Source organism: Lacisediminihabitans profunda, assembly GCF_008040105.1.
In the GTDB taxonomy this organism is placed as follows: Bacteria; Actinomycetota; Actinomycetes; order Actinomycetales; family Microbacteriaceae; genus Lacisediminihabitans; species Lacisediminihabitans profunda.
Genome location: NZ_VRMG01000008.1, coordinates 294,075 through 307,022 on the forward strand (window position 1 = coordinate 294,075; position 12,948 = coordinate 307,022).

Sequence of the window (12,948 nt, forward strand, 5' to 3'; positions counted from 1 at the left end):
CAGCCGGACCACGTTGGCGGCAGCCAGCCTGAACTCAGCTGACTAGAAGTTGCCCTTTGCGGTGACGACGTCCTGCTGGTTGATAGGCGTCGGCACGAATTGGGCGCCGTAGAACCACTCGACGTCCTGCTTGTTGTTGCTGTCGGTCCACAGCGCGTGGAACGTTCCGTCGGACCCGACCGATAGATCGGTGTAATCACCGAAGAACGCGCCCCCGAACCCGTATCGAGTGTTGATCGGGTGGGTGCTCACTGTCCGCGTCTGGCTGGTCGTCAGGTCGGTCACAACGTAGTCGAGCCTCGTGTTGTGGATGTAGTCGCCGAGCACATCACAGGTGATGCGACCGACTGGCGGCGGTGGGCCGGCCTTGCAGAGCTGCCACGGCGACACCGTGTTGCCGCGGTAAGAACCGACGTAGACATGCCCGTTGGGGCTCACATCCACGGCCGGGAAGATGTCCTCGACGGGCCCGCCCGGAGACGGCGCGGTCAGCGTGCCGGCCGGGTACCCCTCCGCGGTGCGCGTGGCGGCCGAAAAGACGCGAGCGGGCGCCGACCACGTCGTGCCAGCGTTGGTGGACTTGCTGTAGACGGCGGTGGACGCTCCGCCCATCATCGTCGTCCATGTCGCGTAGAGATCACCGTTGGCGGCCGCCGCAGCAGCAGGGAAGCTGTTGTTACGGAACGCGGTGTCCCGTAGGACCTCGCTGTCGACCAGCGTCGAGATCGCCGATGGCTTGCCCCAGTTCGCGCCGCCATCCGTGGACTTGACCACGTAGGTGGAATCCGCAGTCGCCAACCTCGTCGCGCCCTCGAAGAAGACGTAGAGGGAGCCGTCAGGACCCACAACCGGACGCGAACCCTGGTCGTACAGCACGTTGCCCGAAATGGACTTCGGAGCCGTGAAAGTTCGGCCACCGTCGCTGGAAGATGCGAAGAAGATCGGTGACTGCACGTAGGCGCCGGTGGTCGGGTTGAAGACGAAGCGCGTCCAGGAAACGTACACGCGGTCACGGAATGGGCTGGCCACATTGGCGTCGGCGGCGATCCACTCCTTGTCGTTGAAGACCGCCGGGGAGGTCGTCGCGTTGATCAACGTCGGCGCGCCCCAGCCGAGGTTGCCCCCGGAGTCAAACGTGCCCCTATTCACCGTTACCGTGTTCGGCGCGCTCGCCCTGTTGAATCCGAGCCCCGCGTAGTACACGACGCCCCGGCTGTCGAAGGCCAACGCCGGGTCGCCGGCCGCGTCATACGGGCCGCCCGCCAGATGGGTGACACCGGGGATGAGCGTCCCCACGTGCGTGGGGTCTGAAGCGCTGCAGCACCAGGTGGCTCCGCCGTCGTTGGAGAAATAGCTACCGGAGTACCCGTCGCCCAAGGCGCTACACGGGGTTCCCGAGACAGAACAGGGCCATGTTCGCGCCACGTAGTCGTTGGCGCCACCCACAACCCGATTGGGATTATTGGGGTCCACGGCGATCGCGGTCTCGTTTTGGGGCGCGGCGGCGGTGTCCTGGTTGACCGTGACGGCCGGAGCTGCGATCGAGGTGCCGTCCAACGGACTGCTGAGGACCAGGTTCGGGGTGATCGGATCGCCCGGTGCGGTCGAAACCTCGGTGTTGGCCTCCTGCTCGACATAGGCGGAGAAGCGGATCTGGAGACCAGCTGTGCCGTTGAGCGAGGCGACCTTCCCAGCGAGGGTCGAGATGTCGTATTTCGGAGTCGAAGCCTGTGCGGGCGGGCCGAGTAAGAATGCCGCCGACAACAGAGCCGCGCTTGCGGTAAATGCCACTAACTTCTTCACGAAGGATCTCCCCTGAAACGTTGTGACTGCTGATGAACTTATCGGGACCACGGATTGTGACCCGAACGTGATGCACGCTAAGGTACCGCCCGGTCCACCCCCTGACAAGGGTCAAAGCCCCGATCACGGGCGGCGAGTGACCGGCTCGTCCTGCCGATCGCGTCTGGCGGACCCCGCTCGGGCAAGCAGTCGACTCTGAGAATGCGGGATCCCGCCCTTCCGGCACCCGTCTCCAGGTGAAGCTCATCGACATGGGCTACCGGCGAATCGAGGCCCGGGGTGGCAGTCGGCCGTCTTCGGGATGCGCCTCAAGACCCAGCGACGCAACACCATCCGAAAACGCTGGTTCGACCTCGCCAGCGAAGTCAGACTCGACGGGATCGCGCCCACGAGCTGCGCCACACTGCGAGTACCGGCCTTCCACTGCCCATTTTCGGCGGCTCCGAAGTCCTTAACGAAAAAGGCCCGGACGCCAGTGCGTGACTGGCATCCGGGCATCTGTGACCCCAACCGGATTCGAACCGGTGTTACCGCCGTGAGAGGGCAGCGTACTAGGCCGCTATACGATGGGGCCGCAAGTGGACAACTCATCGAGTATGCCACACGGTGGCGGGGCACACAATTCGACGGGATTCGCGCGCGAGTCGCGGCCCGGAAAGGGCCGGAGACGGTCAGGGTGCGAGCACTCGCAGGGCCCCGGGCACGACCTCGACCTCGAGCGGGAGCGGGCCGATGCGCTCCCCGTCCGCATAGGCGACGAGGCCCTCGGAATCGATGGATACCGTGCGCGCCCGGTGCACGGCCACCCGCGGATCCGTGAGGTGGGTGCCCTTGAACACCCGCGGGAAGATGCGCAGGAAGGCGAGTCGCGACAGCGGCTGAACGACGAGCACGTCGAGGAGTCCGTCGTCGAGAAGGGCATTCGGGGTGACGAGCATGCCGCCGCCGAGCGAGGTGTTGTTGCCTACCGAGACGAGCATCGCATCCGTCTGCGACTCGACCCCGTCGAGCACGAGGCGGTAGCGCCGCGGCCTGAGAACCGCCAACTCGCGCAGCAGCGCGAGGGTGTAGCGGCTTCGACCTCGCGGCCAGCGCATGAGGTTGGCGCGCTCATTGACCACCGCGTCGAATCCGGCGGCGAGCACGCCCACGAACCAGCGTTGCGGGCCGCCCGGGGCGCCCACCCTCGCGGCGTCGATCACCCGCGGCGGCCTGGTGAGCGCGTCGAGCAGCACAGCGATGGCGGCATCCGTGTCGTCGAGAGGAATGCCGAGTCCGCGTGCGGTGTCGTTGCCGGTGCCCGACGGCACGATGCCGAGCGGGATGCTCGACCCGGCGAGCAGATTGGCACCGAGGTTGACCATGCCGTCCCCGCCCACCATCACCAGGGCGGACGTGCCGAGGTCGAGGGCGTGGCGCGTCGCGGCGACGAGGGCGTCGAAGCTCGGCTCCGAGAGGGCCGTCACCTCCAGACCTGCCGTGCGCAGGGCCGACACCACCTGTGCACCGACCGCACTGCCGCGCCCGAAGGCAGCCGAGGGGTTGATGGCGACCACAATCCCTCGAGGCGTCGTCGTCATCCGCCCAGTATGGCGGGTTCGACGGCCCGTCGTCGCCGCCCCACACTAGGTGTCGGGCGCGGCGTGGGATAGCCTCGCCGCGGGAGACCCTTTCACATCGACGTGGCTGATCCAGTTCGCGGTGGGGATTTAGATCCGTCGGAGATTCCGGCGCAGGCGGGCCCTCACTAAGGACAATGATGTCAACATCTGATGCTCCTACCCGCGGGCCCGCGCGGCGGCTGCCGTACGTCGTCGCCGGCGTTCTGCTCGCCGTCGCGATCGTCGCCCCGCTGCTCGTGCCCCTCTACGCCCGCACCGATCCCCGGCTCTACGGCATGCCGTTCTTCTACTGGTACCAGATCCTGTCGGTCTTCATCGAAGCCCTGATCCTCTGGGCGGTCTACCTCATCGTGACCCGCGAGGACACCCGCCGACGCGCCGCCGTGCGCGACCTGCCGCCGACGCGCAGCGCGGATGACGCCACCGGGGTCACCTCGTGAACGCGGCCGTCCTCGCGGCCGCCGTGCCGGCGCGTCCCGTCAACGGCGCCGCTCTCGCGGTGCTCATCGTGATCTTCGTGCTCGTGGCCCTGATGGGATTCCTGGCCGCGCGTTGGCGCGTCAAGCCGGCCGAGCGCGGGCTGAAGTCCCTCGACGAGTGGGGCCTCGGCGGCCGCGGCTTCGGCAATTGGGTCACCTGGTTCCTGCTCGGCGGCGACCTCTATACCGCGTATACCTTCATTGCGGTGCCCGCGGCGATCTGGAGCACGGGAGCCGTGACCGGATTCTTCGCCGTGCCGTACACGATCGTGCTCTACCCGATCGTGTTCCTGCTCATGGCCCGACTGTGGTCAGTCTCGCACCGCCACGGCTTCGTCACGCCAGCGGACTTCGTGGGCGGCCGCTACGGCAGCAAGGCGCTCACCACCGCGGTCGCCGTCACCGGCATCGTCGCCACCATGCCGTACATCGCCCTGCAGCTGGTGGGAATCAAGGCGGTACTCGAGGTTCTCGGTCTGGGCAACGCGAGCAATCCGTTCCTCGCCGACCTTCCGCTCATCATCGCCTTCGTCGTGCTCGCCGCCTACACCTACACGGCCGGCCTGCGGGCTCCCGCGATGATCGCCGTGGTGAAGGACCTGCTGATCTACATCGTCATCATCGTCGCCATCATCTGGCTTCCCTCCCACCTCGGCGGCTGGGGCCAGATCTTCGACGTGGCCGAGAAGAAGATGGCGGTCACCAACCCCGCCACGGGCAACCCGGTCGGCTCGGTGATCCCGGGCGCCGCGAGCTACAGCGCGTACTGGACGCTCGCCCTCGGCTCCGCGATGGCGTTGTTCATGTATCCGCACTCCATCACCGGCGTGCTGGCCACCAAGAGCCGCAACACCATCCGGCGCAACGCCGTCGTGCTGCCCCTCTACTCGGTGGTGCTCGGGCTTCTCGCCCTGCTCGGCTACGTCGCCATCAAGGCGGGCACCGTGCCGGTCGGCGCCAACGGGGTCATCAACCCACAGCTCGTGGTGCCTCAACTGTTCCTGGACAACTTCCCGGGCTGGTTCGCGGGGATCGCCCTCGCGGCGATCGCCGTCGGGGCGCTCGTTCCCGCCGCCATCATGTCGATCGCGGCGTCGAACCTCTTCACCCGCAACATCTACCGGGATCTCATCCGGCCGGATGCGACGCCGGCGCAGGAGGCCAGGGTCTCGAAGATCACCTCCCTCGTCGTCAAGCTGGGGGCACTCGTCTTCGTACTCGCGATGGACCAGTCGGCCGCGATCAACATGCAACTGCTCGGAGGGATCTGGATCCTGCAGACCTTCCCGTCGATCGTCGCCGGGCTGTACACGCGATGGTTCCACCGCCGCGCGCTGCTGCTCGGCTGGGCGGTCGGCATCGGCTACGGCACGATCGCGGCGTACAACGTGATCAACCCGGCGACCCACGCCCACTTCGGCGGGTCGATCGCGACGATCCCGTTCACCAACATCCCGATCTACATCGCGATCACGGCGTTCGCGATCAACGCCGTGGTCTCCGTGCTGTTCACGCTCGTGTTCCGCGCGGCGAAGGTCAAGGACGGCACGGACATCACGACGGCAAACGACTACGGGGCGGACGAGCACGACCCGAAGGTCGCGAAGGTCACCGCCGAGGAGAAGTTGCTCGAGCCGGCGCCCGAGGCCCCGATCCTCTAACGCCTGCACGCGGGTGGACCGGACGGCCTCGGCCGTCCGGTCCTGGCCTCACGCCCCGAGCCGAAGGCGGCGCAGCAGCTGCGCGTTCAGGGCGACGACGATAGTGGACACCGACATGAGCGCCGCCGCGGCGGCCGGCGGCATGAGGAAACCAACCCCCACCAGCGCGCCCGCGGCGAGCGGGATGCCGATCGAGTTGTACCCGGTGGCCCAGAACAGGTTCTGCAGCTCCTTGCGGTAGGTCGCCCGGCTGAGGGTGAGGATGTCGTCGACGGCCCGCGGGTCGCTCGTGGCGAGCACGATGCCCGCCGACTCGATCGCGACGTCGGTGCCGGCGCCGATCGCGATGCCGACATCCGCCTGGGTGAGGGCCGGGGCGTCGTTCACGCCGTCGCCCACCATCGCCACGGTGCTGCCGTCCCTCTGCAACTGCTTCACCACACCGGCCTTGTCGCCGGGCAGGATCTCGGCGAAGACCTCGGAGATACCGAGCTCCTTCGCCACCCAGTTGCCCACCTCGCGTGAGTCCCCGGTGAGCATCGCCACCCGCACGCCTCGCGCGCTGAGGCGGGCCACGGCCTGCACGGATTCCGGGCGGATCACGTCGGCGAGCGCCACGAGCCCGAGCACGCTCCCGTCGGCAAGCACGTAGACCACGGTCTGGCCACCCGCGCTGTGATCGCGTCCGGAATTCACGAGTTCCGGCGAGAGCAGGATGCCCCGTTCGGTGAGCACTCGCGCGCTCGCGACGGTGACCGTGCGGCCCTCGACGGTGGCCTCGGCGCCCCGGCCCGAGAGCGACCGGAAGCCGGAGGCCGGCGGCACGGTCAGGCCGGCCTCACGGGCGTAGCGCACGATGGCGGCGGCGATCGGATGCTCGGAGCTGGCCTCGGTCGCCGCGGCCAGCCGCGTGATTTCCTCGACATCCGCCCCGTCCATGGCCACGACATCCACGACTCCCTGGCGTCCCTCGGTGAGAGTGCCGGTCTTGTCGAAGAGCACGACGTCGATCTTGCGGGCAGTCTCGAGCGCGAGCTTGTTCTTGACGAGGATGCCGGCGCGGGCGCCCTTGGTGGTCGCGATGAGGGACACGAGCGGGATCGCCAGCCCGAGCGCGTGCGGGCAGGCGATCACGAGCACGCTCACCACCCGTTCCAGCACGAAGCTCGGGTCGCCCGGCTTGAGCAGCACCCAGACGATCAGGGTGATGATGGCGGCCCCCACGGCCACATAGAACAGGAGCGCGGCGGCCCGATCGGCGAGCACCTGGGCGCCTGACTTCGAGGCCTGCGCGTCCGCGACGAGCTTCATGATTCCGGCGATGGCGGTGTCTCCGCCCACCCTGGTCACCCGCACCCGCAGGGCCCCAGTGCCGTTGATGCTGCCGGCGATCACCGCAGCGCCGAGACTCTTCTTCACCGGCGCCGACTCGCCGGTGAGCAGCGCCTCGTTCACCTCGGACTGGCCGTCCACGATCTCGCCGTCGACCGGCACCGCGGCGCCGGGTCGCACGAGCACGACGTCGCCGACGACGAGCTGGCTGACGGGCACGGTCATGACGTGGTCGCCGTGCACCAGGTCCGCCTCATCCGGGAGCAGCTTGGCGAGCTCGCCGAGGGCGTCCTGGGCCCCCATCACCGCGGACATCTCGATCCAGTGGCCGAGCAGCATGATGGTGATCAGCGTGGAGAGCTCCCACCAGAAGTCCATTCCCGTGAGCCCGAGCGTCACCGCGAGGCTGTAGCCGAGGGCCACCACGATGGCGAGCGAGATGAGGGTCATCATGCCGGGCTGGCGTGAGCGCAGTTCGGTCACGGCGCCCCGGATGAAGACGAGGCCGCCGTAGAAGAAGAGGACCACCCCGAACACCGCGGGGATGTACTGGCTGCCGGGGAAGCGGGGGCCGCCGAGACCGAGGATGTCCTGCAGTCCGGTCGAGAAGACCATCGTCGGCAGGGTGAGCAGCAGGCTCAGCCAGAACTTCCGCTTGAAGATCGCGGGGTCGTGGCCCTCGTGGCCCGAATGTCCCTCGTGACCGGCGTGGTCGTGGTCGTGGTCGTGGTCGTGGTCGTGTTCGCCGTGATCGTGCGCGGCGTGCGGCTCGGCCGCCACCGTCGGCTGATGGTGCCCGTGCTCGTGGTTGCTCATCACTTCTCCCCTCGGTTGTTGCTGAGTTCGAAGACCTTCAGCAGTTCGGCCACCGCGAGGTCCTTCTGTTCCCCGCCCGCCTCGAACATGTCGGTGACGTGCGTGCGCAGGTGATTCTCGACGAGCAGTTTGTTGAGGCTGCCGAGGGACTTCTGGATGGCCAGGGACTGCGTGATGATGTCCATGCAGTACTCCTCGTTGTCGATCATCTTCTCGAGGCCGCGCATCTGGCCCGCCAGGATGCGGCTTCGGTGCAGCGCGCGCTTCTTCAGGTCTTCGATCATGGGAGCCATGATACCCCCTAGGGGTATTCCCAGCAGGGACTTTTTTCGCATCCGGCGGCGTAGGGTGGAGCAATGCGAGTGACCAAACATGAACATGCGTGCCTCATCGTCGAAGCATCTGGCAAGCTCCTCGTCGTGGATCCCGGCTCCTTCACGACCGCCCTCGTCGGGCTGAACGACGTGGTGGCCATCGTCATCACCCACGAGCACGCCGACCACTGGACCGCCGAGCAGCTCGCCCGAATCATCGAGCGCAACCCCGACGCGCAGATCTTCGGCCCGGCCGGCGTCGCGGCCGCCGCGACCGACTTCGAGATCACGGTCGTCAATGGCGGGGACACCCGCGAGGTCGAGCCGTTCAGCCTGCGTTTCTTCGGCGAGAAGCACGCGGTGATCCACAGCTCGGTGCCCGTCGTCGACAACGTGGGGGTGCTCATCAACGGTGCGCTGTACTACCCGGGCGACTCCTTCACCGTGCCGGAGGGCGTCGAGGTCGATACCCTCGCCGCTCCCGCCGGGGCGCCCTGGCTCAAGATCGGCGAGGCCATCGACTTCGTTCTCGCGGTGAAGCCGCGCCGAGCCTTCGCCACCCACGAGATGGTGCTCTCGGTGGCCGGCAAGTCGCTGGCGAACGCCCGGCTGCAGTGGGCGACCGAGCAGGGCGGCGGGCAGTTCGTCGCGCTCGAACCCGGCGAGTCCCTCGACCTCTAGCCCCGATCGAGTCGCCAGTGACTCCTTCCCTCGGCGCCGCTCGACCCTTGGCAGCCCACAGGTCGCCGAGTCGGGCCAAGTGGCCGCTCCGCGCGCCGGAAGGCGGCCATTTGGCCCGACTCGGCGCGGCCGAGCGGTCGCGGCCGAGCGGTCGCGGCCGAGCGGGCGCAGCGGTCCGGGCGCGCGGGAGCGGGATTCTGGCGCCATTCAAACTCCCTGGATTTCCCAGCCAATCCCCACTTTTATGCAGTTACTGTAATTTTACTGTCACTGCATAGTTGAATCGGATCCGCCGATTCGCGCGGGCAGGAATCGAAGGACAGCGCCCGATGAACTCCGCCGTGTTGGTGGCCAACGAGATCCGAAAGTCGTACGGCCACGGATCGTCCCGCTTTGATGCCCTCAAGGGGGTGAGCCTCAGGATTCTCGAAGGGGAATCGATCGCGATCGTCGGCAAGAGCGGATCGGGCAAGTCCACCCTCATGCACCTCCTCGCCCTCCTCGACGACCCGGACGGCGGCCAGATCCTCGTCGAGGGGTCGGATGCCAAGACCCTGTCGGCCAGGGAGATCAACCGGCTGCGAAACCAGGACTTCGGGTTCGTCTTCCAGCAGTTCTTCCTCACGCCCAACGCGACGGTGCTGGACAACGTGGTGCTGCCGCTCAAGATCGCCGGGGTCGGGCCGAAGGAGCGCAACGCGCGCGGCATGGCGGCCCTCGAGCAGCTCGAACTCGCCGACAAGGCCAAGAGCAAGGCCATCAACCTGTCCGGCGGCCAGAAGCAGCGCGTCGTGATCGCCCGCGCCCTCGTCAACAACCCCAAGGTGATCTTCGCCGACGAGCCCACCGGCAATCTCGACACGGCAACCGGCGCGGTGGTCGAAGACATCCTCTTCGCCCTCAACAAGGAGAAGGGCATCACGCTCATCATCGTGACCCACGACATCGAACTCGCCGCCCGCTGCGACCGCCGCTTCTTCATCCGCGACGGCGTGGAAGAGACCACGACGAACGTGGAGGGGGTCACCTCATGAGGTTCATCGATGTGATCGGCACCGCGATCGGCAACAGCTTCCGCAGCAAGCTGCGCACCACCCTCACGGTGATCGCCATCTTCATCGGCGCCTTCACCCTCACCATCACCAGTGCCATCGGCACCGGCGTGTCCAACTACATCACCACGCAGGTCTCCGCGATCGGCGCGAGCGATGTGCTCACGGTGACCAAGGCCACGACGACGGCGAGCGCCGGCAGCGGCCCGGCCAAGTACGACCCGAACAAGGCCACCACCACAGCCGGGGTCGACTCCGGCGCGCGCCCCGGCTCCACCATCGCGGCACTCACCCAGAAGGACATCGACGTGATCGGGGCCTCGAAGGGCATCACGAGCGTCGACGCGTCGATCCGCATCTCGCCCGACTACATCGAGTACGGCTCGAACGGCAAGTACGAGCTGAGCATCTCCACGAACGGCGCGCTCACCAAGGCCGACCTCGCGGCGGGGGCCCAGCTGAGTTCGAGCAGCGCCGAGAACCAGTTGCTGGTGCCCACCACCTATCTCAAGAACCTCGGACTCGGCACGGCGAAGGAGGCCGTGGGCAAGTCGGTGACGATAGGGCTCACCGACTACGCCGGCGCGAAGCACGAGGTGACGGCGGTGATCGTCGGCGTGCAGAACGAGACCCTCTTCGGCAGCGGAGTCGGCATCAACAAACACCTCACCGAGGCCCTGAGCAGCGCCCAGTCCACCGGCAAGCCGGTCGACGCGAAGCCCGGCTACGCCTCGGCGGTCGCGCACTTCGATCCGGCCTCCTCGCCGCAGCAGATCACCGCCATCAAGAAGGCGCTCACCGACAACGGCTACGCCGCGGCGACCGTGGCCGACCAGATCGGCTCGTTCGAGGCCGTGATCAACGGCATCATCGGCGTGCTCAACGCCTTCGCCGTGATCGCCCTCATCGCGGCCGGTTTCGGAATCATCAACACCCTGCTCATGAGCGTGCAGGAGCGCACGAGAGAGATCGGCCTGATGAAGGCGATGGGCATGAGCGGCGGTAAGGTCTACGCCCTCTTCAGCACCGAGGCGGTGTTCATCGGTTTCCTGGGCAGCGCGATCGGCGCGATCGTCGCAATCGGCGTCGGCTCGATCATCAGCAGCGTGCTCGCCACGACCCTGCTCTCTGGGCTGCCCGGCCTGCGGATCATGCAATTCGCACCGAGTTCCATCGCGGTCATCATCGGCGTCGTGATGCTCATCGCCTTCCTCGCCGGCACGCTTCCGGCGCGGCGAGCGGCGCGCCAGAATCCCATCGATGCACTGAGGTACGAATAGGCGAGATGACTCACCCCACCGACGCGGGGCTGCGCGCACGCAAGCGCGCGGCCACTCAGTCGACCATCGAACGGGCCGCCCTGTCGCTCGCTCTCGAGCACGGCTACGACGGCGTGACGGTCGACGCGATCTGCGAGGCGAGCATGGTCTCGCAGCGCACCTTCTTCAACTACTTCGGTTCGAAGGAGGGCGTCATCCTGGGCCCGCCTCCCCCGATGCCGACGGATGCCGCGGTGGAAGCGTTCGTGCACGCGGCGGGCCACGACGTGCTCGGCGACCTCGTCTCGCTCCTGGCGGCGGCGATCGCCGACGGCGAGCCGGATCGGGACCTGTTCCGCAGCCGGCGGGTTCTCATCCAGCGCACTCCCGAGTTGATGAACCGCGAGGTCGCGCGGATGACGGAGTTGCAGACTGGGCTCGTGGCGATCGTCCTGGCCCGCCTCCGGGCGAGCGGACGCGCCGACTCGAGCGGCCTCACCGAGGAGGCGAGGATGATCGTGGTGCTCGCGGGGAGTGTCATGCGCTATTGCCTGGAGCAGTACTTCAGCGGCACGACCACCGGCAACCCGCGTGAGGTGCTCGAGAATGCCCTCGCCCTCGTGCGGCGCATCACGAACGGTTCCTAACGCACCGTTCCGCCCAGGCGAACCGCCCGCAGCGCCACGTAGAGTTCGGCCGCCTCGGCCGGACGCGCCACCGACCGCCCGGTGAGGTCAGCGATGCGGCCCAGCCGGTAGAGCACCGTGTTGCGATGGCAGTGCAGTGCCCGGCCGGCGTCGTTCGTCGAGCCGTCGGCGGCAAACCAGGCCTCGAGAGTGTCGAGCAGCACCGGGCCGTCCTGCAGTTGCGCCGAGAGAATCGGCCCGAGCACCTCGCCCTGCACCTCGGCGGCGATCCCTGGCTGCGCCACGAGCAGCAGGTCGACGGGCGCCGAGCCGTAGCGGTGCACGCCGACTCCCCCACGCGCGATGCACTCGATGGAGCTCCTCGCCTGGGCCACCGCATCCGGAGCGGCAGACAGCTGGCCGAAGGGCCGACTCATGCCCAGCCGCGACGTGGCGACCGAGCAGACCCGCTCGACGGTCGGCTCGAGAGACTCGCCATCCTGGGCCGCCAGCAGTCCGACCAACTCGCCCTTCCACGTGGTCCAGGCGGAGGCGATGCCCACGTCGCGCAGCAGCCCAGGCACCGTCGGCACGGGGTCCTCCCCCGAGGTCTTGCGCTCGGCGGCGACGACCAGGTAGCGGGCGTGCTCCGGCAGGTCGAGGGCTCGGAGAAGCCCGCCGACCTCGCCCGGGGCCGCGCTGCCGTCGAGGAGACTCAACACCATCACGCTCCTGGCCTGCTGGTCCCGCCTGTCGCGCTCGTCGATGAAGAGCCGATAGGAGTCCGCGGCCGCGCTGGAGAACCGGTCGATGATCCCCCACACCTCGCTCGACACGCGCAGCAGCGCCTCCGCCCGCTCCGGCGTGCCAGACCGCAGGATCATCTCGTCCCAGAGCTGAAGGCCGGCCAGCCGATAGGCGTGCAGCAGGCTCGCCATGGGGATTCCGTGCTCGGCCTTGACCCGACCGGCCCGGCGCGCGGCGTCGAGGGAGTCGCTGCGACCGGTGAGCGCGTCGAGCAGCGCGGCGATGTTCTCGCCGACGATGGAGTGCAGGAGTTCGCGCGAGAGGGGACTCTCGGTGTACGCCTCCTCGCCGGCGATGATCTGGTCGACGACCCCGTCGGTGAGCGCCTCCACCGAGTCGCGCAGTTCCACGAAGAAGTTGGCCGAGGCCTGCGGGCCGAGGGGTGCCGGCGCCGGCCGGGATCCCCGTTGATCGATCGACATGGCGCGAGACTAGCCCGATCCTGTGCGCGGGCACAACCGCGGATCGACAATCGGCGGCCCTCGCCTATTCTGCT

Annotated in this window: 11 protein-coding genes and 1 tRNA gene; 6 read left to right on the forward strand and 6 right to left on the reverse strand. The window is 67.9% G+C overall.

The genetic code is table 11. The features are described from left to right. Positions 1-42: 42 nt before the first annotated feature. The 3 genes from FVP33_RS12305 to FVP33_RS12315 all read right to left on the reverse strand — a co-directional run bounded on the left by FVP33_RS12305 (position 43) and on the right by FVP33_RS12315 (position 3,383). Positions 43-1,803, reverse strand: a complete 1,761-nt coding sequence (locus tag FVP33_RS12305; RefSeq protein WP_147783955.1) for a sialidase family protein — start codon at positions 1,801-1,803, stop codon at positions 43-45. A gap of 501 nt (positions 1,804-2,304) precedes the next feature. After that, positions 2,305-2,377: transfer RNA gene (locus tag FVP33_RS12310), tRNA-Glu, on the reverse strand. 97 nt (positions 2,378-2,474) lie between these two features. Continuing rightward, on the reverse strand, positions 2,475-3,383 hold the full coding sequence (locus FVP33_RS12315) for a diacylglycerol kinase family protein (RefSeq protein ID WP_147783956.1): 909 nt from the start codon (positions 3,381-3,383) through the stop codon (positions 2,475-2,477). Between the two features lie 179 nt (positions 3,384-3,562). Between FVP33_RS12315 and FVP33_RS12320 the strand changes: the two genes are divergently transcribed. After that, on the forward strand, positions 3,563-3,865 hold the full coding sequence (locus tag FVP33_RS12320) for a DUF3311 domain-containing protein (RefSeq protein WP_147783957.1): 303 nt from the start codon (positions 3,563-3,565) through the stop codon (positions 3,863-3,865). Then, on the forward strand, positions 3,862-5,565 hold the full coding sequence (gene mctP / locus FVP33_RS12325) for a monocarboxylate uptake permease MctP (RefSeq protein ID WP_246142317.1): 1,704 nt from the start codon (positions 3,862-3,864) through the stop codon (positions 5,563-5,565). The genes FVP33_RS12320 and mctP overlap by 4 nt, the downstream gene beginning before the upstream one ends. 48 nt (positions 5,566-5,613) lie before the next feature. On the opposite strand, the gene FVP33_RS12330 is transcribed toward mctP, so the two are convergent. Further along, a complete protein-coding gene (locus FVP33_RS12330) occupies positions 5,614-7,713 on the reverse strand; it encodes a heavy metal translocating P-type ATPase (RefSeq protein ID WP_147783958.1) in 2,100 nt (699 codons plus the stop codon). Further along, positions 7,713-7,997: a metal-sensitive transcriptional regulator gene (locus FVP33_RS12335; protein WP_147783959.1), complete on the reverse strand. Its 285-nt coding sequence runs from the start codon at positions 7,995-7,997 to the stop codon at positions 7,713-7,715. Before FVP33_RS12335 ends, FVP33_RS12330 begins: the two co-directional genes overlap by 1 nt. 72 nt (positions 7,998-8,069) lie before the next feature. On the opposite strand from FVP33_RS12335, the gene FVP33_RS12340 reads away from it, so the two are divergent. The 4 genes from FVP33_RS12340 (at position 8,070) to FVP33_RS12355 (ending at position 11,666) form a co-directional block, all read left to right on the forward strand. Further along, a complete protein-coding gene (locus FVP33_RS12340; RefSeq protein WP_147783960.1) occupies positions 8,070-8,708 on the forward strand; it encodes an MBL fold metallo-hydrolase in 639 nt (212 codons plus the stop codon). A gap of 329 nt (positions 8,709-9,037) precedes the next feature. Then, positions 9,038-9,742, forward strand: a complete 705-nt coding sequence (locus tag FVP33_RS12345; RefSeq protein ID WP_147783961.1) for an ABC transporter ATP-binding protein — start codon at positions 9,038-9,040, stop codon at positions 9,740-9,742. Beyond that, the gene (locus FVP33_RS12350; protein ID WP_147783962.1) at positions 9,739-11,040 is read left to right on the forward strand and encodes an ABC transporter permease; all 1,302 of its coding nucleotides are present in this window, start codon (positions 9,739-9,741) and stop codon (positions 11,038-11,040) included. Before FVP33_RS12345 ends, FVP33_RS12350 begins: the two co-directional genes overlap by 4 nt. 5 nt (positions 11,041-11,045) lie before the next feature. Continuing rightward, positions 11,046-11,666, forward strand: a complete 621-nt coding sequence (locus tag FVP33_RS12355) for a TetR/AcrR family transcriptional regulator (protein WP_147783963.1) — start codon at positions 11,046-11,048, stop codon at positions 11,664-11,666. On the opposite strand, the gene FVP33_RS12360 is transcribed toward FVP33_RS12355, so the two are convergent. Further along, entirely contained in the window at positions 11,663-12,874 is a 1,212-nt protein-coding gene (locus FVP33_RS12360) for an RsbRD N-terminal domain-containing protein (protein WP_147783964.1), read from the reverse strand. The two genes, FVP33_RS12355 and FVP33_RS12360, sit on opposite strands and share 4 nt — an antisense overlap. Positions 12,875-12,948: the final 74 nt, after the last annotated feature.